This is a genomic window from Sphingomonas sp. Leaf20, from assembly GCF_001421535.1.
GTDB lineage: Bacteria > Pseudomonadota > Alphaproteobacteria > Sphingomonadales > Sphingomonadaceae > Sphingomonas.
Genome location: NZ_LMKN01000008.1, coordinates 1 through 21,059, shown reverse-complemented (window position 1 = coordinate 21,059; position 21,059 = coordinate 1). Strand labels below are relative to the sequence as shown.

Sequence of the window (21,059 nt, the reverse complement as noted above, 5' to 3'; positions counted from 1 at the left end):
GCCCGCCGGTCAATCAGGCCGCGACCCTGGCGCTCGCGGCCTTTGCTTTCAGGTATTTGTGCATCGTCGCGGCGACATCGCGGCCGTCGCGGATCGCCCACACGACCAGACTTGCACCGCGGACGATGTCGCCCGCCGCGAACACGCCGTCGAGGCTCGTCATCAGCGTCTTGCCGTCGACCAGCACGGTGCCCCAGCGGCTGACGCCCAGTTCGGGCGTTGCGAACAGCGTCGGCAGGTCCTCCGCGTCGAAGCCGAGCGCCTTGATCACCAGATCGGCATCGACGGCATAATCGCCCGCCGGATCGGGTTCAGGCGTGCGTCGGCCGCTGGCATCGGGTGCGCCGAGCCGCATCTTGCGGACCGTCACGCCGGACACCGCGTCACCCCCGTCGAAGCTCTGCGGACCCGACAGCCAGACGAACTCGACGCCCTCCTCCTCGGCATTCGCGACTTCGCGCTGCGATCCGGGCATGTTCGCGCGGTCGCGGCGATACAGGCACTTCACCGACGTCGCGCCCTGGCGGATCGCGGTTCGGACGCAGTCCATCGCCGTATCGCCGCCACCGATCACCACGACGTTCTTGCCCTCGGCATTCAGGCTGCCGTCGTCGAACGCGGGCACCGCATCGCCGAAGCCCTTGCGGTTCGACGCGACGAGGAAATCGAGCGCCGCCACCACGCCGCGCGACCCGCCACCGGGCAAGTCCATCGCGCGCGCCTTGTAGACGCCCGTCGCGATCAGGATCGCATCGTGCCGGGACCGCAGTTCGTCGAGACTGGCATCGTCCCCGACGGCAAAACCGGCGTGGAACACGATGCCCGCCGCCTTCAGCCGGTCGATACGCCGCATCACGATCGGCTTTTCGAGCTTGAACCCCGGAATCCCGTAGGTGAGCAGCCCGCCGGCGCGGTCATACCGGTCGTAGACGTGAACGTCGTACCCATGTCCGCGCAGATATTCCGCCGCGGTGAGCCCTGCCGGACCCGCGCCGATCACGCCGACCGACTGGCCGCGCGCGGATCCCGGGACGAGCGGTTCGACCCAGCCTTCTTCCCACGCGGTATCGGTGATGAATTTCTCGACCGCGCCGATCGTCACCGCGCCATGCCCGGTAAACTCAATCACGCAATTGCCCTCGCACAACCGGTCCTGCGGACAGATGCGCCCGCAAATCTCCGGCATCGTCGAGGTCGCGTTGCTGAGTTCATACGCCTCTCGCAAGCGCCCTTCGGCCGTCAGCCGCAGCCAGTCGGGAATATGGTTGTGGAGGGGACAATGCACCGAGCAATAGGGCACGCCGCACTGCGAGCACCGCCCCGCCTGGTCCTCGGCGGGCTCGACCGCATAACGCTGCGCGATTTCCTTGAAATCGTCCGCGCGCTCAACCGCCGTTCGCTTGACCGGATAGGATTGCTCCCGCCCGACAAATTTCAACATTGAATCGTTCGCCATGCGCGCCTCCGGCTGCCGCAATATTGCGCCAGCCGGGGTTTGTCACCGGTGAATCAGCATATTGGGCAGTGATGCTGTCGCACTTTTCGATCTAATTCCAGGAGGGGAAGTTAGCCGGGAAGAGAATTGAGCCTTTAATATCCAGATCGGACCTATTTGGTCAGAAGCCAGATCAGCGCGGCGGATCCCGCCACGATGCGATACCAGGCGAAGGGCACGAACCCATGCTTGGTGACGATCCCGACGAACCATTTCACAACGAGCAGCGCGACGACAAACGACACGATCGCACCGATGGCGATCGCGAACAGCCCGACGCCCGCGCCGCTCGTCAGCGCCTCGCGATTCTTGAGCAGCTCGAGCGCACTGGCACCCAGCATCGTCGGGATCGCGAGGAAAAAGCTGAACTCGGCCGCGGTGCGCCGCTCGACCCCGAGCGCGAGCGCGCCGAGAATCGTCGCGCCCGACCGGCTGACGCCCGGGATCATCGCGAGGCACTGGAGAAAGCCGATCCCGACGACCGTCCGCAACGGGATATCCGCGACGCCGCTGATGTCGCTGCGCGGCGCGAACCGCTCGACCGCCAGGATGGCGAAGCCGCCGACGACGAGCGCGATCGCCACGACCTCGGCGTTGCCGAGCAGCGCCTCGATATAGTGATGGAGCGCGAGGCCGATCACCGCGGCGGGGATGAACGCGACGACGAGGTTGCGCAGGAACAGCCAGGATTTCGGCTCGCCCTTCACCAGCCCCATCGCGACCGCCCAGAAGGTTCGCCAGTACAGCACGACGATCGCGAGGATCGCGCCGAGCTGGATCACGACGTTGAACACCTCCCACCGGCCGGCATCATAGCCCAGCAGGCGGGTCGCGAGGATGAGATGCCCGGTCGAGGAGACGGGCAGGAATTCGGTGATCCCCTCGACGATGCCGAGGAGGATGACGGTAAGAAGTTCGGTCAAGCAGGGCTCCCGCAGCGCGGTGTATCAGGACGAGCGACGGCGATCAGGCCGCGCCGGTATCGAAATCGCTCGTGGCATGCATCTCGGCGCGCGTTGCGGCCCTGCGTCCGAAACGGCCGGCCTTGCGGAAGCGCACGAGCCAGCCCGGGGCAACGCTCGACATCGGCGTCGGCTCGATCCCCATCGCCGCGAGGCCATCGACCCCAGTGACGACATTGTCGCTTTGCAGCATCGTCCACTGGTCCTTGGTGATCGGCGCACCCGGCAGGAAGCCGGCCTTGGCGATCAAAGCGCCGGCGAAATCGGGCAGCTCGACGATCGACGGATCGCGACCGATCGTCTTGGCGATCCAGCGGATCAGCTCGCCCATCGTGACGACGTCCGGCCCGCCAAGCTCGAGCGTCTGGCCGGCAAAGCGCGCAGGCGACGTCACCGCGGCAACGACGGCGTCCGCAACATTGCCGACGAACACCGGCTGAAACTTCGCAGGCGCGCGCAACACGGGCACGACCGGCGCCTTGGCGATCATGCCGGCAAAGCGGTTCACGAACTGGTCTTCCTGGCCGAAGACGATCGACGGCCGCAAGATGGTCGCACGCGGAAACGCATCGAGCACCGCCGCCTCGCCCTGCCCCTTGGACTTGCCGTACGCCGATGCCGACGCCGGATCCGCACCGATCGCGGAGACATGGACGAGCGCCTCGACCCCGGCCTTTGCCGCCGCCCTCGCGACGGTCTGCGCGCCGAGCGCCTGGACCCGCTGAAAATCACCGGACAGGACACCGACAAGGTTCACCACCGCGTCGGAGCCGTGAATCGCGTGCGCGATCGTCTCGGGCTTGGTGACGTCGGCGCCGACGAACTGCGTCTGGCCGAGCCCTCCCAGCGGCTTGAGAAAGAAAGCCTGCCGCGGGTCGCGTTGCGCGATGCGGACGCGCGCACCAGCCGCGAGCAGCGCCTGCGCTACATAGCGACCGACGAACCCTCCGCCCCCGATCAGCGTTACCAGCTTGTCGTTCATCGCACGTCTGTCCAATATCTTTTGCCTTCGCGCCCTTTGCCCCAGCAAGAGGGTTGTTGACAAGCATTGCGACCCTCCACTAGAGGCGCCCTCCTACCCCGTGCCCGGATGGCGGAATTGGTAGACGCACCAGCTTCAGGTGCTGGCGATCGCAAGGTCGTGGAGGTTCGAGTCCTCTTCCGGGCACCAGTTTCCGATAAGCGACGTTTACAGTGTAAACGGTCGCTTATGGAGCCCTTCAATACAACCCGGTCGAACAGCTATCGCGCCAACCGCAAGGCCGCGCGATCACCCGGTGTTTGCCAGGGGTAATCGCGCGCCGTATTCTCTAGCGTGTCAAAAAAGTTGCGGACGCGCGGTCGGATGCGCGCGTCACCGTGCCGAGGGACAACGTGTCGCCAGCCTGGCGTACGACCATGCCCGCTTTGCCGAACGCGGCGAGCGTGACGCCCGCTGCTCCCGCCAGTCCAGGCCGCAGGACGAAGCTTGCACTGGCCGCAAAGGCGCTACCCTCGGTCCTTGCCGCAACCCCAATCCGTCCATCCGCCTGCGCGACGAGATAGTGACCGGGCGCATCGATCGGGACGAGCGCGATGCTCCCGGATCCTGCGAGCCCCGGCACCTGCCGGAACTGACTGGAAGGGATATCCCCGCGCCCGATCGATACGCGCGCGCCGTCGTGTCGCAGGAACGCGCGCTTGTCGCTGACGGGCGAGAAACGGTCGGGTACCGGCCCGTTGCCGACGGGAATGCCGAAATCGGGGGTGCCGTCGGGTTTGTAATAGAGACGCTGCATCCGCGTATGGCGGTTCGGATCGAACAGCGGGTCGCCCTTGATCGCCGCATAATCGCGCCCGTGATACACCAGCACGTCGCGGCCCTGCTCGTCGACGGTGAAGCTGTTGTGGCCGGGCCCGTACACCCCCGTCGTCGATGACGACACGAAGACGGGCTCGGGCGATTTCGTCCAGGAGCGCGCGTCCATGATATCCGCCTTCGCATCCGCGGTCAGCAGGCCGAGACAGTATCGCGCGTCGGTCGCGCTTGCCGAATAGGTAATGAACAGCCTGCCGTTACGCGCCAGCAGCGCGGGCGCCTCGGCGACCTTATAGCCCTGGATCTCCCAATCGAGCGTCGGCACCGCGATCCGTACCGGCGGACTGGCGAGCGTGATCGGCGTGGCGAGCGGGGCGAGATACAGGTTGCTGTTCGTGTCGATCCCGGGCTCCTTCTGGGCCCAGCACAGATAGCGCGTGCCGCGGTGCACGAACGACGTCGAATCGAGCGTGAAGCTGTCCCACGGCGTCTTGAGCTGCCCCAGCAGCGACCAGCGCGCCGTCATCGGATCGGGGCCGTCGGCGACCAGCGCATAACTGCGGATCCGGAACACGTCCTCGCCGCCGCCGCTCGGGCCGGCCGCGAAATACACGATCCAGCGGCCGTCGATCCGGTGCAGTTCGGGTGCCCAGATGAACCCCGACAACGGGCCGCTCGCAAGATGCCGCCACAGGACCTGCTCCCGCGCGGTGGTCAGCCCGGCCAGCGTTCGCGACCGTCGCAGAACGAGCCGGTCATACTCCGGCACAGATCCCGTCATGTAATAATAGCCGTCGGTGTGCCGGAACACCTGTGCGTCCGCGCGCTGGCGGACGACCGGATTGACGGGAACGGGGATCGCGGCGGGTCCCGTACCGGGCAGTCGCGCGATCGCGCCGCTCGCCGAAGCCGCACCCGCACCGGCACCGGCAAGAAACAGGCGGCGTGTCAGGTCGATCATCATCAATACTCCGCCACGGGCCAGCCATCGGCGCCCCAGGTGATGGGGGCGATCCGCAACGTCGGCGCGCCATTCTTCGTCCGGTCGTACGCGTGATAGACGACGTAATCCTTGCCGTCGGTGTCCTGCATCACGCCGGGATGCCCGGGCCCGCGGAAGCGTTGCTGCTCCTGGAGATCGGCCCGCAGGAAGATCGTCCCGCCGCCGTTCATCATCGCGCTGCCGTCCTTGCCAAGATACGGGCCGGTGATCGCCTTCGAGCGACCGACGACGGTGTAATAGGTGCTGTTCGTGCCCTTGCAGCAATAGTCGTAGCTCGCGAGCAGCCAGTAATACCCGCCATGGCCGATGATGAACGGCGCCTCGACCGGCGCGGGTCCACCCGCAGGCGCGGGGCGTCGGGCGATCGCATGGGGTTTGGCTGCCGGATCGAGCAGCTTGCCCGTCCTGGGGTTCAGCGCAAACAGCTTGATCCCGGTCCAGAAGCTGCCGAGCGACAACCATTCGCGACCCCCGGCATCGACGACGTGGTTCGGATCGATCGCGTTGAAATCGTCCTTGGCGGTCGACATCACCACCAGCCCCTCGTCGCGCCAGCCATAGCCCGGCGCCCTGGGGTCGAGCGTCGGGCTCGTCGCCAGCCCGATTGCCGAACGGTTCGAACCGAAGGTGGAGACCGAATAATAGAGCCGGTACCGCCCGTCCGCCGCGCGCGAGATATCGGGCGCCCACATCCCCTTCGTGCCCGGCACCGCCCGCGTCGCCCAGTCGGGCAGCCGTGCGAGCGGCGGCGTGCCCGCGGTCCAGTGGACCAGGTCGGGCGACGTGCGCGCGCTCAGCATCTGGCCGTCGAGCCCCGTGCCGTAGACGTAATAGGTAGAGCCTGCGCGGATCATCACCGGATCGTGGACCGGTGCGGTGTCCCCTGTCAGACTTGCGTTGAGCGCACCGCGCGACGGCGCATCGGTCGTCTGCGCGCCCACGCTGCCCGTCAGCGTCAGCGCCAGCGCGATCATTCCGGTCGCCCATCGTGGTGCGGCCATCGTCCTCTCTCCCGGTCTGTGCGCCCGCCGGTTGCTCCGGCGGGCGTCACGGTCATTTCAGTTCGAGCATCACCACCGACATTGCCGGCAACGTCACCGCCAGCGTCCCGCCGCTCAGGCGCGCGCCGTTGAACGCCGCCGGGGCAACGGCGTTGGGCGTGTCAAAGGTGTTGAGCGCGGTCATCGTCGACGCGGTCAGCACCTGTCCGGTGACGCCCTGCGCCGTCACGCCAGGCAGTGCGGCGGAGACGCTCGTCGGCCTGTTCGGATCGAGATTGGCGAGCGCGATCCGCACCACGCCATCCTTGCCACGCACCGCCGACGCGCTGACCGATGGCATCGTCCACTGGTCCTTGTTGTACCAGCGCGACTTGATGTCGATCGGCAGCACGGTGCCGTCCATGTACGGCTTGTACATCGCGAAGACGTGATAGGTCGGCGTCAGCACCATCTTGGCGCCGTCGGTCAGGATCATCGCCTGCAGCACGTTCACCATCTGCGCGATCGCGGTCATCTTCACGCGGTCCGCGTGCTTGGCGAAGATGTTGAGGTTGATCGCGGTGACGAGCGCATCGCGCAGCGTGTTCTGCTGGCGCAGGAAGCCCGGGTTCGTCCCCGGATCGCCGGCATACCACGTGCCCCATTCATCGACCGCGAGCCACATCGTCTTCTTCGGATCGACCTTGTCCATGATCGCCGCATGCTTGGTGATCAGCTCGTCCATTCTGAGCGTCTCGGACAGCGTCTCGGCCCAGCCACGCTCGTCGAACACGGTCGCCGACGCGCGCGGCGGCCAGCCGCCCGGGACGGTGTAATAATGCAGCGACAGCGCATCGACCTTGCCGACCAGCTCGCGCGCCATCGTCTCGGTCCAGTGATAGTCATCGACGTTCGCGCCGCTCGCGATCTTCATCACGCGCGTGTCCTTGGGCGCCTTGATGAAGGTTGCGTAGCGTCGCGTGAGGTCCGCGGCATATTCGGGGCGCATGTTGCCGCCACAGCCCCACAGCTCGTTGCCGACGCCGAAATAGGGCACCGCCCACGGCGCCTTGTGGCCGTTCTTCGCGCGCTCGTCGGCGAGCGTCCCCGAGGGCGAGGTCATGTATTCGACCCACTCCGCCATCTCCTGCGGCGTGCCGTTGCCGACATTGCCCGCAATATAGGGCTCCGCGCCGAGCTGTCCGGCAAGGTCCATGAACTCGTGCGTGCCGACCGTGTTGGGCTCGGTGACGCCGCCCCAGTGCGTGTTGATCTTGACCGGGCGCTTGGCCTTGGGGCCAATGCCTTCGCGCCAGTGATATTCGTCTGCGAAGCAGCCGCCCGGCCAGCGCACGACGGGCACGCCGATCCCGCGCAATGCGGAGACGACGTCGGCACGGAAGCCGCGGACATTGGGAATCTTCGACTTCTCGCCGACCCACAGCCCGCCATAGATGCCGGTGCCCAGATGCTCGGCGAACTGCGTAAAGATGCGCCGGTCATAGGTCGCGCCGGGCGTGTCGCCATGGACGGTCACCGTTGCGGCGGGCGTCGTCGGCGCCTCGGTCTGCGCCGCGCCGACCCCCGCGGTCGACAGCAACAGCGCGGCGGCCAGGCGTTTAAACGTGCGCGTCACCTTTACCTCAATCATCGAAAGCCTCCACCGATTGGCGTGTGCCGCGCAGGAACGCGTCGGCAACGAGTGTGAACGGGGTCGTGTCGACCTCGCTGCGGCGATCGCGGATCAGCGACGCGAAGCGGGCGTAGAGGCCCGGATATTCTTCGTCGTCGTTATGAACCGTACCGCTTGGCAGCGTCAGGACGGCGCCGCCCTTGGCGAGGCTGAGCGTCCCTGCATCGGTCTCGACGACGATGTCCCAGCTTTGCGGGCCCGTCTGGCGCCAATCGAGATCCATGCTGATCGGCGTGCCGGCATTGCTGCGGAACGTCAGATCGGCCGCGATCGGTGCGGCGCGGTTCGCCGGCGTCGACAGCGTGGCCGACGTCAGGAAGAACGGCTGCGGCAGGATTTCGGTCGCGATCGACAGCGCGTTGATGCCGGGATCGAACACGCCAAGCCCGCCCGGCTCCCAGATCCAGGCCTGCCCCGGATGCCAGACGCGGACGTCCTCGCGCCAGACGATCGACACGCGCTCGATCCTGCGATCGGCCAGCCACGCCTTGGCCGGCGCGACGCCCGCGGCAAACCGCGAATGCCAGCCCGCGAACACCGTCGCTCCCGCTCCGGCAGCGTGCGCCTCCAGCGCATCGACCTCGGCGAGCGTCGCCCCGGGCGGCTTTTCGAGAAAGACGTGCACGCCCTTGTCGAGCGCCATCGCCGCAAGCTCGTAGCGGACCTGCGGCGGCGTGCAGAGCGCGATCGCGTCGATCGCCGGACCATCCGCCAGCAGCGTCTCGAGCGATTTGAAGTTGGCGATGTCCTCGACGCCCGGATCGCGCGGGCTGACGCTGGCGACGAGCGCGAAATCGGCGTTGCGCGCAATCGACGGCAGATGCTGGTCGCGCGCGATCTTGCCCATGCCGACGACGGCGATGCGGATCGGATCCATCGTCACAGCGCCTTGACGACGACGGGCTGCGACGCGGCCCTGGTCAGCGTGTTGCGCAGCGGCAGCGTGAAGGGTGCGGCCTCGATCTCGAAGACGTCGCCTTCGCGCGTCGTCACGCCGTCGGCGAACGACAGCGTCGCGGTGCCGAAGAAATGGACATGGATATCGCCCGGACGCCGGAACAGGTCATATTTGAAATGATGCGCCTCGAGATTGGCGATGCTGTGCGACATGTTCGCCTCGCCCGACAGGAACGGCTTTTCCCACAGCAGCGCGCCGTCGCGGTGGATTCGGCTCGCACCCTCGATATGCTCCGGCGGCGTGCCCACCAGCAATTCGGGGCCGAGCGACGCCTGACGCAGCTTCGAATGCGCGAGCCACAAATAATTGTGCCGCTCGGTGACATGGTCGCTGAACTCGTTGGCGAGACACAGGCCGAGCCGGAACGGCGTGCCGTCCGGGCCGATCAGGTAGATGCCGGCAAGCTCGGGCTCCTCGCCGCCGTCCTGCGCAAAGGCGGGCATCGTCAGCGACCCGCCGGGTGCGACGAGGCCCGAGCCGTCACCCTTGTAGAACCATTCGGGCTGCTGTCCGCGCTCGCCTTCGCCCGGCTTGCCGCCCTCGACGCCCTCGAGGAACATCCGCATCGAATCGGTCTGCGTCTCGGCATCCGCCGCGGCGCGGTGCATCTTGTCGCGTCCCTCGGCAGAGCCGAGATGCGTGAGGCCGGTGCCGGTCATGACGAGATGCGCCGGGTCGAGATGATCGATCGGCGAGGTCAGGCGACCCGCGGCGAGTTCTGCGGCGATATCGACGCTGGCACCCGTTCCGCACGCCGCGACGGCGGTGGCGAGATCGCTGCCGTCGGCAATCGCCCGCCCGGCCAGATCGCGGACGCTGTCGATCCCGGTGACGAACGCCGCCCCCTCATCGGTGGCGGCGATCACCGATCGCGTGCCGTCGACGCCAATATGCTGCAACAGGCGCAAAGTCATATGTCTCTCCTAAGCGGGGCGCCGCTGGTTCCGGTTCGCCCCCAGATAGTCTCGTCAGTTGGCGGGAACGCCGTCGATCAGCCGCGGTGCGTCGGTGCCGTCGCGCAACACCGCCGGCAGAAGCTCGGGCATCAGGTTCTGGTACGACACCGGCCGCAGGAACCGGTCGATCGCCAGGCTGCCGACCGAGGTCGTGCGGCCGTCGGACGTCGCCGGGAACGGCCCGCCATGCACCATCGCATGCGCAACCTCGACACCGGTCGGCCAGCCATTTGCGAGGATCCGCCCGGCCTTGCGTTCGAGCAGCGGGATCAGCCGCGACGCCATCTCGGCATCGCCCGCATCCATCTGGATCGTCGCGGTCAGCTGCCCCTCCGCAGCGCGCAGGACGGCGTGAAGCTCGTCCTCGTTCGCGCACCGCACCAGCAGCGACGACGCACCGAACACTTCATGGCCAAGCGCCGTGTCGGCAAGGAAGCGTGCCGCGGTCGTTTCGAAAAATGCCGCCTGCCCCTGGGCGACGCCTTCACCGACCTGGCCGCGTGCAATCTCGTTCACCGCATCATGGCGCGCGAGCGCGGCGACGCCCTGCTCGTACGCGGCGTGGATCCCGCCGGTGAGCATGGTCGCAGCGGGCGCCTCGGGCAGCGCGGTCGCCGCAGCGGACACGAAGGCATCGAGCCCCTCGCCCTCGACCGCGAGGACGAGACCGGGGTTGGTGCAGAACTGCCCCGCGCCCATCGTCAACGAGCCGACGAATGCCGTGCCGAGCGCAGCACCCCGCGCCTTCAGTGCCTCGGGGAGGAGTACGACCGGATTGATGCTCGACATCTCGGCATAGACCGGGATCGGAATCTCGCGGGTCTGCGCCAGCTTGACCAGCGCCAGCCCACCCGCCCGCGATCCGGTAAAGCCGACCGCGGCGATGCGGGGATCCGCGACCAGCGCACTGCCGAGATCATTGCCGGGGCCGACGAGGTGCGAGAAGACGCCCTTCGGCAATCCACAGGCGACGACCGCGGCCTCGATCGCGCCGGCGACCATCGCGCCGGTCGCGGGATGCGCGGGATGGCCCTTCACCACCACCGGGCATCCGGCGGCGAGCGCCGATGCGGTGTCACCGCCCGCGGTCGAGAACGCGAGCGGAAAGTTGCTCGCACCGAAGACCGCGACGGGGCCCAGCGGGATCATCCGCAACCGCAGATCGGGGCGCGGCAGCGGCGCGCGATCGGGAAGCGCGGGATCGATCCGCAGCCCCATCCAGCCGCCGCGGCGGACGACGCCCGCGAACAGCTTCAACTGCCCGATGGTGCGACCGCGCTCGCCTTCCAGCCGCGCGCGCGGCAGGCCGCTTTCGCGCATCGCCGTGACGATCAGGTCGTCGCCCAGCGCCGCGATCCCCGCACCGATCCGCTCGAGGAAATCCGCACGCGCGTCGTTGCCGGTCGCGCGGTAGGCGTCGAACGCCGCCTCCGCGGCGCTGCACGCCGCCGCGACATCGGCAGCACCGTGAACCGCGAAGGCGTCTCCCGTTGCGGTACCGGTCGCGGCGTCGATCGAATGGAAGCGCTCGGCGTGACCGGCTTCGACGATAGTGGCGTTTTCATGCGTTTCGGACATCAGCGGCCCTCCCTTATACTCGGACATATAAGCGCGCCAAAGCTTTTGCAATCTTTGTCGTTCCTTGATTCGGGCCGGGCTGGTAATCGGGTGTCATGGAGCAGGATGCATGACGAAAATCGACGATGTAGAATATGAGGATGGCGTCGATGCCACGTCGCTTCGTCCGCCCCGCGGCACCGGGCGGCGGCTGCACGGGGCCGTCGCGCACAAGCTCGGCACCGCGATATTGTCGGGGGAATATGCGCCGGGCGATACGCTGTCGGGCGAGGTCGAGTTTTCGAAGACACTCGACGTGTCGCGGAGCGCGTACCGCGAGGCGGTGCAGGTCCTGACCGCGAAGGGGCTGGTGGAAAGCCGGCCCAAGATCGGCACGCGCGTCCTGCCGCGCAGCCGGTGGAACCTACTCGACCCCGACGTGCTCGCTTGGGCGTTTGCGGGGGAGCCCGATGTCGCGTTCGTCCGCAGCCTGTTCGAATTGCGCGGGATCGTCGAACCCGCCGCCGCTGCCTTCGCGGCGCAGCGATGCGACCGGTCGGACCTCAAGACGATGAAGGAGGCCCTCGCCGCGATGCGGCGACACACGCTGGCGACCGAGGCCGGACGCGCCGCGGATCGCAATTTCCACGATGCGATCCTGCACGCGACGCGCAGCGATGCGCTGATCGTGCTGAGCGCAAGCATCGGTGCGGCGGTAAGCTGGACGACGCAGTTCAAACAGCGTGGGCGCGCGTTGCCGCGCAACCCGATTCCCGATCACGCGCGGGTCTATGATGCGATCGCGGCGGGCGATGCCGTCGGCGCCAGCGACGCGATGCGCACGCTCGTCGATCTGGCGCTGGAGGATACGCAATTGTCGATGGAGCCCTGACGCTCCATCGACATCATCATTGGCGTTTCGACCGCCGTCAGACGATCTGCTGGTCGGGCAACGGATCGGTGACCCTCGACCCCCATACCGCATAGAACAGGATGTAGAGCTCGCACGCCGCGGTCAGCAGGAACGACGCCTGCAGCCCGTAGCGGTCGGCAAGCCAGCCCTGCACGATCACCAGCGCGCCACCGGCGATCGCCATGATCAGCAACCCCGAGCCCTCTTCCGTCAGCGGGCCGAGCCCCTTGATCCCGAGCGTGAAGATCGTGGGGAACATGATCGAGTGGAACAGCCCCACCGAGATCAGCGCCCACATCGCGACATGCCCCGTCGTGAACGTCGCGATCAGCATCACGACGAACGCGCCGATGCTGGCAACAGCGAGGACGCGCTCGGCGGGGATCGTCCGCATGACATAGCTTCCGACGAGGCGTCCGATCATCATGCCGCCCCACAGGATGAACAGGTAATGCGACGCCTGTTCGTGCGTGAGATTGCCGATCTGCGGCTGGCTGACGAAGTTGATGAACAGGTTGGCGACACCGATTTCGGCGATCAGGTAGATGAAGATCGCCGGGATGCCGAGCACGAGGTTGCGGTGCGACCAGAGCGACAGCCCCTTGCGTTCCGTCTTCGCCGAGCGCTGCGTCGATGCGCCCATCGCGGGAAGCGGGAACCGCGCGATGACCACCGCGAGCACGATCAGCACGGCTGCGACGATCAGATACGGCAACACCACCGACTGCGCATCGGCGAGCCGCTCGGCCGGCGTCAGAACCGCGGTCGAACCGGCGGCGGCGGTGCCGGACGTCGACCGGCCGAGGATGAGATACCCGCCGAACAACGGCGCGAGCGTCGCACCCGCCGAGTTGAACGCCTGGACCAGGTTCAGCCGCGACGACGCGGTCTCGGGCGGGCCGACCACCGCGACATACGGGTTCGCCGCCACCTGAAGCAGCGTGATCCCGCTGGCGATCACGAACAGCGCGACGAGCGTGACGCCATAGGACGGCAGGCGCGCGGCGGGCACCATCATCAACGCGCCGACCGCCATCAGCCCGAGCCCGAACACCATCGCGCGCTGGTACCCAACGCGCTCGATCAGCTTGGCCGAGGGGATCGACGCGAAGAAATAGGCGATGAACCACACGCTTTCGATCAGCGTCGTCTGCGTATAGCTGAGGTCGAACACGCTGCGCAGATGCGGCAGCAACGTGTTGTTAATGACCGTGATGAAGCCCCACATGAAGAACAGGCTGGCCAGCAGCGTCAATGCCGAGCGATAGCCGGGACTGCCCCCGGGTACCGCAGAGGCGGGTCCGGACCCGACCGCTTCGTACGTCTGTATCGGCATCGCCATAATCATCTCATCCTCAATGCCGTGCCGGCGACTGTTCAGCAGTCTTTTCCGGCAAGGCTTGCCCCAAATTGTCTTGTCCGACTATATAGCGATCCAAGGCGCGTCAACGGCGTCGGGCTATTAAGGACGGGAACTGGGATGCGCACAATCGGAATCAGGGACAGTGTCATCATCGGCAGCGATACGGCAGGTAGCGGTACCAGTGATGCGAGACGGTCGAGCCATGTGCTCCGTCACTCCGGTATCGTTGCCGCGGCACTGCTCGGCGCGCTGTCGGCGCAGACCGCAGACGCGGCCGAGGCCAAGCGCGCGGCGTTTGGCACGCTTCCCGATGGCACCGCGATCGAGGCGGTCACGCTGACGGGCACAAACGGCGTGAGCGCCCGGATCATGACGCTGGGTGCGACGCTCCAGTCGCTCAATGCGCCCGATCGCGCCGGACGTGTTGCCGACATCACGCTCGGCTATGACGACGCGGCGAGCTACGTCACCGCTCCCAATTACTGGGGTCAGACGATCGGTCGCTACGCCAACCGGATCGCGGGGGGACGTTTCGCGATCGACGGCAAGACCTATCAGGTCCCGCTCAACGACAAGACCAACAGCCTGCACGGCGGAACGATCGGGTTCGACAAGCGGGTCTGGACGATCGCGTCGGTCAAGAGTGGCGCGCAGGCGCAGGTCGTGATGACGCTGACCAGCGCGGCGGGCGATCAGGGCTATCCGGGCACGCTTGGCGTCAAGGTCACCTATTCGCTCGACGACAAGGGTTCGCTGACGATCGATTTCGACGCGACCACCGACGCACCGACGATCGTCAACATGACCAATCACGCGCTGTTCGATCTCGCCGGCGAAGGCTCTGCCACCGGAATCTACGCACAGCGCCTGACGATCCCCGCGCGCCGCTATACCCCCGTCAACGCCACGCTGATCCCGACTGGCGAACGCAAGCCCGTCGCGGGTACGGTCTTCGACTTCACGCGCGGCCGCCTGCTCTCGGACGGGATCCGCGATGGCCGCGATCCGCAGATCGTCGTCGGTCATGGCTGGGATCATAATTTCGTGCTCGACAAGGGCGTGACGACCGAGCCGGGTCTTGCCGCACGCGTCGAGGATCCGGCATCGGGCCGCGTCCTCGAGGTCCTGACGACCGAACCCGGCGTCCAGTTCTACTCCGGCAATTTCATCGACGGCTCGCTTGTCGGCAAGTCGGGTCACATCTACCGCATGGGCGACGGGCTTGCGCTCGAACCACAGAAATTCCCCGATACCCCCAACCAGCCGGCGTTCGGCTCGGCCCGGGTCGATCCGGGCAAACCCTATCACCACCGCATGATCTACCGCGTCTCGGTCTCGCGCTAATCCAATGGAGCATCCAGTGAGCCCTTCCCCCAAGCTGCGCAGCCGCGCCTGGTTCGACAATCCCGAAAACATCGACATGACCGCGCTCTATCTCGAGCGCTATCTGAACTTCGGCCTGAGCCTCGAGGAGTTGCGCTCGGGCAAGCCGATCATCGGGATCGCACAGACCGGCAGCGACCTCTCGCCCTGCAACCGCCACCATCTCGTGCTGGCCGAACGGCTGCGCGAGGGCATCCGCGAGGCGGGCGGGATCGCGCTCGAATTCCCGGTCCACCCGATCCAGGAAACCGGCAAGCGCCCGACCGCGGGCCTCGACCGCAACCTCGCCTATCTGGCGCTGGTCGAGGTGCTTTACGGCTATCCGCTCGACGGCGTCGTGCTGACGATCGGCTGCGACAAGACCACGCCCGCCTGCCTGATGGCGGCGGCGACGGTCAACATCCCCGCGATCGCGCTGTCGGTGGGTCCGATGCTCAACGGCTGGCACAAGGGCGAGCGGACCGGCTCGGGCACGATCGTGTGGAAGGCGCGCGAGCTGCTCGCGACCGGCGCGATCGACGATGAGGGCTTCATAAAGCTCGTCGCCTCGTCGGCGCCGTCGACCGGCTATTGCAACACGATGGGTACCGCGACGACGATGAACAGCCTCGCCGAGGCGCTCGGCATGCAGCTGCCCGGCTCGGCCGCGATCCCCGCGCCCTACCGCGACCGCCAGGAGGTCGCGTACAAGACCGGCAAGCGTATCGTCGACATGGTCGCCGAGGACCTCAAGCCGTCGGACATCCTGACCAAGGAGGCGTTCCACAACGCGATCGTCGTCAATTCGGCGATCGGCGGATCGACCAACGCGCCGATCCATCTCGCCGCGATCGCACGCCACATCGGCGTCGACCTGCCGATCGACGACTGGCAGACGCATGGTCACAAGGTGCCGCTGATGGTCAATCTCCAGCCGGCCGGCGAATATCTCGGCGAGGATTATTATCATGCGGGCGGCGTGCCCGCGGTCGTCGCCGAACTGATGAAGCAGGGGCTGATCCACGAGGACGCGATCACCGCGAACGGCCGCACGATGGGCGACAATTGCCGCGATGCGACGATCGAGGACGAGCGCGTCATCCGCCCGTTCGTGACCCCGCTGCTCGAGGATGCCGGCTTCATCGTGCTCCGCGGCAATCTGTTCGACAGCGCGATCATGAAGACCAGCGTGATCAGCCCCGAATTCCGCGACCGCTATCTGAGCAATCCGGACGATCCCGAGGCGTTCGAGGGGCCCGCGGTCGTGTTCGACGGCCCCGAGGATTATCACCACCGGATCGACGATCCCTCGCTCGGCATCACGACCGACACGCTGCTGTTCATGCGTGGCGCGGGGCCGATCGGCTATCCGGGCGCTGCCGAAGTCGTCAACATGCGCCCGCCGGCGTATCTGATCCGCGAAGGGGTGCATGCGCTCCCGTGCATCGGCGACGGTCGTCAGTCGGGGACGTCGGGTTCGCCCTCGATCCTCAACGCGAGCCCGGAGGCGGCGGCGATGGGTGGCCTCGCGCTGATCCGCACCGGCGATCGCGTCCGGATCGATCTCGGCAAGGGGACGGCCAACGTATTGATCGGTGACGAGGAGCTCGCCGAACGCCGGCGAACGCTGACCGCCGCCGGTGGCTACGCCTTCCCGCGGTCGCAGACGCCGTGGCAGGAAATCCAGCGCGCCACCGTCGGCCAGATGGAAACCGGCGCCATTCTCGAAGGCGCGGAGAAATATCAGCGCATCGCACAGACCATGGGGCTGCCCCGCGATAATCACTGATCCGACCAGCGCCCCCGCATCGTCGTTCAACGCGCGATGCGGGGCGCATTTGCACGCGACAGACCCTGCCGCCCATGCCCGTCTCGCCTGCATGATAGACCGCGGAGCCCGCGGCCGGCTCCTGTCCGAACACCCCGCTCATCAGCACTAGCAGGCCGTTCAGAACGAACGGATCGCGCGCGTCCGACGCTACGGATTCATGCGGGAAAGGCGTGGCCGCGCCAATTCGGGTTGTCGGAGTGATAACCGCGTTTGTGGCCGTTGCTGCCTGCCAGATCAACGCCCAGCCTCAGCACGCCGCGCAAGCCTGATCATCTCCCGAAATGCCGGATCTCGTCCGAACCGCGCGATCTGCAATGGTAAACGTGCAGACAGTCGGCTGCTCTAGGCGATTTCAGCACGGCCGCTCCTGCCGCGGATACAGCACCGACAGACGATCAAGACCCCGAGCCTCTTGTCCGACAAAAACTGTTGCGAGCGCAATCGGATCATACTATCGCGATTCGCAAGTCGCACGGGGAAGCTGCGACGTCAGGGAGAGATTTATGACCGCGAAAGCACTGCTTTGCGCATCCGCAGGCGTCTTGGCGCTTGCCACCGTCACGCCGGCCTTTGCCCAGACTAGCGAGGCGACACCGGCGCAGTCATCGAAGACGCCCGCGGCGGGCAAAGGGCAGGATCTTCCCAAACCGACCACCGCGTCGGATCGCAACGCCAACCCCGCAGCGCCCCAGCCATCGATCCAGGAAAGCCCGGCCGAGGACAGCGGCGAGATCATCGTGACCGGCCTTCGTCGCAGCCTCCAATCGGCACAGGCGATCAAGCGCAATTCGGACGGCATCGTCGATGCGGTCGTCGCCGAGGATATCGGCAAGCTGCCCGATACGTTCGCCTCGTCGGCGCTGGCGCGCGTTTCGGGCGTCCAGGTCTCGCGCGGCGGCGGCGAGTCGGCAGGCGTCACGGTTCGCGGCCTGCCCGATCTCAGCACGACTTATAACGGACGCGAGATCTTCACCGCCGAAGGGCGATTCGTCCAGATCCAGGATTTTCCCGCGGGCACGGTCGCCGCGCTCGAGGTGTACAAGTCGGGCACCGCGAACCTGATCGAAGGCGGCATCGGCGGGCAGGTCAACGTTCGCGGCCGGCGTCCGTTCGACTTCAACGGGTTCGAACTCTCGGGCTCGCTCAACGGCGTGAACTGGCAGCAATCGGGAAAGCTCTCGTGGAACGGCAACCTGCTCGTCAGCGATCGCTGGGATACCGGGATCGGCGAGATGGGGTTGCTCGTGAATGCCTCCTATGTCGGGATAAACTTCCTCGACTCGCTGCGTGAACAGTCGCTTGTCGTCGGTACGACAAATGCGGCGAATGCGCCCGGCACGACCGGTGGCGTGCGCTATCCCGACGCGCAGTCGCTGTTCCTCGGCTATGGGCGACGCTGGCGCCCGTCGGCGAATGCGGCCTTCCAGTGGAAGCCGACTCCCGAACTCGAAATCTATGCCGACGGTCTCTTCCAGGGGTATCGCGGGCGCGATTCGAACCGGTTCATGTTCGTGCCGATCTTCGGTGGCCCCGACTTCACGCTGACCAACCTCGCGACGCGCGCGGGGGCCTCGAACATCGCGCAGAGCGCGACGGTCACCGGCGCCAATGCGCCTGACGGATATTATGGGTCGGCGAACGGCGAGACCAACACCTATCAGGCCGGCGGCGGCGCGATCTGGAAGCGCGACAATCTCCAGATCTCGGGCGATGTCGCCTATACCGACAGCACCTACACCTTCGACCTCGTCAATATCGACTATACGTTCCGCAGTTCCCCGGTGCGCAACGTCGTCTTCGAATCCCCAGGCACCGACGGCGGTCCGACATTCGACTTCGCCAACTTCAACCTGACCGACCCGGCGAATTACATCAGCCGCGGCTTCTTTCAGGAATATCTGAAGGTCGGCGGCAAGGACATTCAGTCGCGTGTCGACGTCCAGTATGACTTTGACGGCGGCCTGCTCAAGCGCTTCCAGTTCGGCGTCCGCTACAATGACCGCGATGCCAATCGCGATCGCGGCGCCCCCTATATCTTCACCTTGCCCGCACAGCAGCCGATCACCGCCTTGCCCGTTTCGACGGAGAGCACGCTGGCCGGATTCGGCTATAACAACACCTTCCCGATCCACACGTTCGCCGCGATCCCGTCGAACAGCATCCGCGGCAATCTCGCGGCGCTGCGGACCTTCTACGGTGCCCCGGCAGGACGCCCCGAGTTCAATCCGTCAGAGAATTTCCGTGCGAACGAAAAGGCGCTGGCTGCCTATGCGCAGGTCAAATACGGCTTCGACATCGGCACGGTCGTCGTCGACGGCGTCGTCGGTGTACGCGCGGTCCGGACCAAGAACACGATCAGCGGCTTCCTGCGCGACGAACAGACGCCCGGCAATTTCCTGATCACGCCGATCACCGCGAAGAACGAATATACCGACTATCTTCCCAACGTGAGCGCACGCGTCGCCGCGACGGACGAACTGCAGCTGCGGCTTGCGTACACGCAGACGCGGACGCGGCCCAACTTCTTCGACCTCAACCCCGCGCTGACGGTCGGGTCTCCGCCGACGATCGACCCGAACAACCCGCCGAACCCGAACGATCCCAACAGCAACGTCCGCACCATCACCGCGGGGAATCCGAACCTGTCGCCGCTGACCTCGAACAACTACGATGCCAGCCTCGAATGGTATTTCTCGCGCACCGGGTCGCTCACAGGCGCGATCTTCCGGCGTGACGCGCAGGGCTTCATCTCGAACACGACGGTGTTCACCACCGACCCCGTCTATGGCCGCGTCCGCTATACGCAGCCGGAGAATACGGGCGCCACGCGGTTCCAGGGCGTCGAGGTGGGCTTTGCGAGCTTCCTCGATATCGACGGGTTGCCCGATTGGGCAAAGGGGTTCGGGCTTCAGGCAAACGGCACCTATGTCGATTCGCGCGGCGATCTCGCCTCGACGCTGGCAACGTCACCCAACGTCGCCGGCCAGCAACAGCGGTTCAACGGCGTGTCGAAATGGACCTACAACCTGATCGGACTCTATGAGCGGCCGTTCTTCTCGGCACGCCTCGCGTATAATTTTCGCTCGGACTTCGTGCAATATTACAGCCAGGAGCCGCTCGACCTCGACGCCAACGGCGCACAGCGCACCGGCGGCGTGATCGAGAAGGGCCGCGGCCAGCTCGATTTCTCCACGACGGTGACGCCGATCCCCAACGTGACGCTGGCCTTCGACATCGTCAACCTGCTCGGCAATCCGATCCGTCGGTACCGCGACTTCAACGACGCGGGCGATCAGTTCGCGCGGCAGATTTTCTATCTCGAGCGCACCTACTCGCTCGGCGTGCGATTCCGCTTCTAACGCTGTCCGTCATAGGGTGGACGATGACGTCGATCATCGTCCACCTTCGCGCGCCCACACCCCGAGGTCGCTCTTCAACCAACGCGCTGCCCGCCGTTCACCGGCGATAGACGCTCTCGACCTCAAGAACTCGATGCCTGCTGAATAGGCGCGAGGAGGCGCGGCTTGGTTGACCCGGCGCCCCTCACGACCCGACAGCCCCCGTCCTTGACCAGCGACAATGTCCGGCCGCTCGCCGATCAGGTCATGCGTGATGTGGCGCGGCGGACGGGCACGACCTGCTGCCAATACAGTTGCATCGATCGCTTGGCCCTCGCAGGCTTCAAGAGCGGCAACCTGGCCGCGAAACGCCAAGCTGAGAGCTGGCCTAGAACGGATATCAAGGTAAATCCGACACCCATCATCCTACCACACCTGGCGCTGCCGCTGTTGGAGGAGAAGTTCAGCCGCTTGCGCGAGACAGCGTCGCGGAGACGGTCCGCGGCAAAGCTGCGGAGACCCTGTCGATGCTCATCGAGCGCTTGACGATCTATCCAGACGGTAATGCTGATCCAGAAGGCGGCGTCGTGCAATGGTCGCGGATGTGCTGGCGTGCGTCACAAACGACAACGCCGCCCGTGAGGGCGGCGTTAGGTCGATGTGTGGAATTTGGTTGCGGGGACAGGATTTGAACCTGTGACCTTCAGGTTATGAGCCTGACGAGCTACCGGGCTGCTCCACCCCGCGATAGGATCCCATCAAAGTAGTACTTTGATGGGGGCCCGACAGTCTGCGCTTGCAGACATTGGGTGTGTAGAAGACGTTGTGAATGGGTTTTGATATTCGTGTG

14 protein-coding genes and 2 tRNA genes are annotated in these 21,059 nt (G+C 66.2%); 5 read left to right on the top strand and 11 right to left on the bottom strand.

From position 1 onward, the window contains the following. Positions 1-13: 13 nt before the first annotated feature. The 3 genes from ASE72_RS08360 to ASE72_RS08350 form a co-directional block, all read right to left on the bottom strand. A complete protein-coding gene (locus tag ASE72_RS08360) occupies positions 14-1,456 on the bottom strand; it encodes an NAD(P)-dependent oxidoreductase (protein WP_056019556.1) in 1,443 nt (480 codons plus the stop codon). Positions 1,457-1,608: 152 nt separating this feature from the next. Next, positions 1,609-2,418 carry an undecaprenyl-diphosphate phosphatase gene (locus ASE72_RS08355; RefSeq protein ID WP_056019554.1) on the bottom strand — a complete coding sequence of 270 codons (810 nt, stop codon included), beginning with the start codon at positions 2,416-2,418 and terminating at the stop codon, positions 1,609-1,611. 43 nt (positions 2,419-2,461) lie between these two features. Beyond that, positions 2,462-3,439 carry a complex I NDUFA9 subunit family protein gene (locus ASE72_RS08350; RefSeq protein WP_056019551.1) on the bottom strand — a complete coding sequence of 326 codons (978 nt, stop codon included), beginning with the start codon at positions 3,437-3,439 and terminating at the stop codon, positions 2,462-2,464. 102 nt (positions 3,440-3,541) lie between these two features. On the opposite strand from ASE72_RS08350, the gene ASE72_RS08345 reads away from it, so the two are divergent. After that, positions 3,542-3,628 (top strand) — tRNA-Leu (locus ASE72_RS08345). 139 nt (positions 3,629-3,767) lie between these two features. Here the strand turns inward: ASE72_RS08345 and ASE72_RS08340 are convergent. From ASE72_RS08340 to ASE72_RS08315, 6 genes are read right to left on the bottom strand one after another with little or no spacing between them, the layout of a single operon-like run. Then, the gene (locus tag ASE72_RS08340; RefSeq protein ID WP_082445908.1) at positions 3,768-5,219 is read right to left on the bottom strand and encodes a family 43 glycosylhydrolase; all 1,452 of its coding nucleotides are present in this window, start codon (positions 5,217-5,219) and stop codon (positions 3,768-3,770) included. Beyond that, positions 5,219-6,259 carry an arabinan endo-1,5-alpha-L-arabinosidase gene (locus ASE72_RS08335; protein ID WP_082445907.1) on the bottom strand — a complete coding sequence of 347 codons (1,041 nt, stop codon included), beginning with the start codon at positions 6,257-6,259 and terminating at the stop codon, positions 5,219-5,221. The genes ASE72_RS08340 and ASE72_RS08335 overlap by 1 nt, the downstream gene beginning before the upstream one ends. 52 nt (positions 6,260-6,311) lie before the next feature. After that, positions 6,312-7,889: an alpha-N-arabinofuranosidase gene (locus tag ASE72_RS08330; protein WP_443024742.1), complete on the bottom strand. Its 1,578-nt coding sequence runs from the start codon at positions 7,887-7,889 to the stop codon at positions 6,312-6,314. After that, positions 7,882-8,808, bottom strand: a complete 927-nt coding sequence (locus tag ASE72_RS08325) for a Gfo/Idh/MocA family protein (protein WP_056019547.1) — start codon at positions 8,806-8,808, stop codon at positions 7,882-7,884. Before ASE72_RS08325 ends, ASE72_RS08330 begins: the two co-directional genes overlap by 8 nt. A gap of 2 nt (positions 8,809-8,810) precedes the next feature. Continuing rightward, the gene (gene araD1, locus ASE72_RS08320; protein WP_056019544.1) at positions 8,811-9,803 is read right to left on the bottom strand and encodes an AraD1 family protein; all 993 of its coding nucleotides are present in this window, start codon (positions 9,801-9,803) and stop codon (positions 8,811-8,813) included. A gap of 54 nt (positions 9,804-9,857) precedes the next feature. After that, positions 9,858-11,423, bottom strand: a complete 1,566-nt coding sequence (locus tag ASE72_RS08315) for an aldehyde dehydrogenase (NADP(+)) (RefSeq protein WP_056021970.1) — start codon at positions 11,421-11,423, stop codon at positions 9,858-9,860. A 109-nt stretch (positions 11,424-11,532) separates the two neighbouring features. Between ASE72_RS08315 and ASE72_RS08310 the strand changes: the two genes are divergently transcribed. After that, complete coding sequence (locus ASE72_RS08310; protein WP_056019541.1) at positions 11,533-12,294, top strand: FadR/GntR family transcriptional regulator; 762 nt, start codon at positions 11,533-11,535, stop codon at positions 12,292-12,294. A 37-nt stretch (positions 12,295-12,331) separates the two neighbouring features. Here the strand turns inward: ASE72_RS08310 and ASE72_RS08305 are convergent, their stop codons facing one another. Next, on the bottom strand, positions 12,332-13,651 hold the full coding sequence (locus tag ASE72_RS08305) for a sugar MFS transporter (protein ID WP_443024741.1): 1,320 nt from the start codon (positions 13,649-13,651) through the stop codon (positions 12,332-12,334). 144 nt (positions 13,652-13,795) lie between these two features. Between ASE72_RS08305 and ASE72_RS08300 the strand changes: the two genes are divergently transcribed. The 3 genes from ASE72_RS08300 (at position 13,796) to ASE72_RS08290 (ending at position 20,230) form a co-directional block, all read left to right on the top strand. Beyond that, positions 13,796-15,022: an aldose epimerase family protein gene (locus ASE72_RS08300; protein WP_082445906.1), complete on the top strand. Its 1,227-nt coding sequence runs from the start codon at positions 13,796-13,798 to the stop codon at positions 15,020-15,022. Between the two features lie 4 nt (positions 15,023-15,026). Next, positions 15,027-16,829: an IlvD/Edd family dehydratase gene (locus ASE72_RS08295; RefSeq protein ID WP_056019532.1), complete on the top strand. Its 1,803-nt coding sequence runs from the start codon at positions 15,027-15,029 to the stop codon at positions 16,827-16,829. A gap of 545 nt (positions 16,830-17,374) precedes the next feature. Then, entirely contained in the window at positions 17,375-20,230 is a 2,856-nt protein-coding gene (locus tag ASE72_RS08290; RefSeq protein WP_162235470.1) for a TonB-dependent receptor, read from the top strand. Positions 20,231-20,879: 649 nt separating this feature from the next. Here ASE72_RS08290 and ASE72_RS08280 read toward each other — a convergent pair. Then, a tRNA-Met gene (locus tag ASE72_RS08280) sits at positions 20,880-20,956 on the bottom strand. Between the last annotated feature and the right edge of the window lie 103 nt (positions 20,957-21,059).

Bases quoted from the DNA above. Each gene is read 5' to 3' on its own strand.
- ASE72_RS08330 (WP_443024742.1), bottom strand. From the start codon at position 7,889: ATGATTGAGGTAAAGGTGACGCGCACGTTTAAACGCCTGGCCGCCGCG.
- ASE72_RS08290 (WP_162235470.1), top strand. From the start codon at position 17,375: ATGACCGCGAAAGCACTGCTTTGCGCATCCGCAGGCGTCTTGGCGCTT.
- ASE72_RS08295 (WP_056019532.1), top strand. From the start codon at position 15,027: ATGGAGCATCCAGTGAGCCCTTCCCCCAAGCTGCGCAGCCGCGCCTGG.
- araD1 (WP_056019544.1), bottom strand. From the start codon at position 9,803: ATGACTTTGCGCCTGTTGCAGCATATTGGCGTCGACGGCACGCGATCG.
- ASE72_RS08315 (WP_056021970.1), bottom strand. From the start codon at position 11,423: ATGTCCGAAACGCATGAAAACGCCACTATCGTCGAAGCCGGTCACGCC.
- ASE72_RS08305 (WP_443024741.1), bottom strand. From the start codon at position 13,651: ATGCCGATACAGACGTACGAAGCGGTCGGGTCCGGACCCGCCTCTGCG.
- ASE72_RS08340 (WP_082445908.1), bottom strand. From the start codon at position 5,219: ATGATGATCGACCTGACACGCCGCCTGTTTCTTGCCGGTGCCGGTGCG.
- ASE72_RS08350 (WP_056019551.1), bottom strand. From the start codon at position 3,439: ATGAACGACAAGCTGGTAACGCTGATCGGGGGCGGAGGGTTCGTCGGT.
- ASE72_RS08325 (WP_056019547.1), bottom strand. From the start codon at position 8,808: ATGGATCCGATCCGCATCGCCGTCGTCGGCATGGGCAAGATCGCGCGC.
- ASE72_RS08360 (WP_056019556.1), bottom strand. From the start codon at position 1,456: ATGGCGAACGATTCAATGTTGAAATTTGTCGGGCGGGAGCAATCCTAT.
- ASE72_RS08335 (WP_082445907.1), bottom strand. From the start codon at position 6,259: ATGGCCGCACCACGATGGGCGACCGGAATGATCGCGCTGGCGCTGACG.
- ASE72_RS08310 (WP_056019541.1), top strand. From the start codon at position 11,533: ATGACGAAAATCGACGATGTAGAATATGAGGATGGCGTCGATGCCACG.
- ASE72_RS08300 (WP_082445906.1), top strand. From the start codon at position 13,796: ATGCGCACAATCGGAATCAGGGACAGTGTCATCATCGGCAGCGATACG.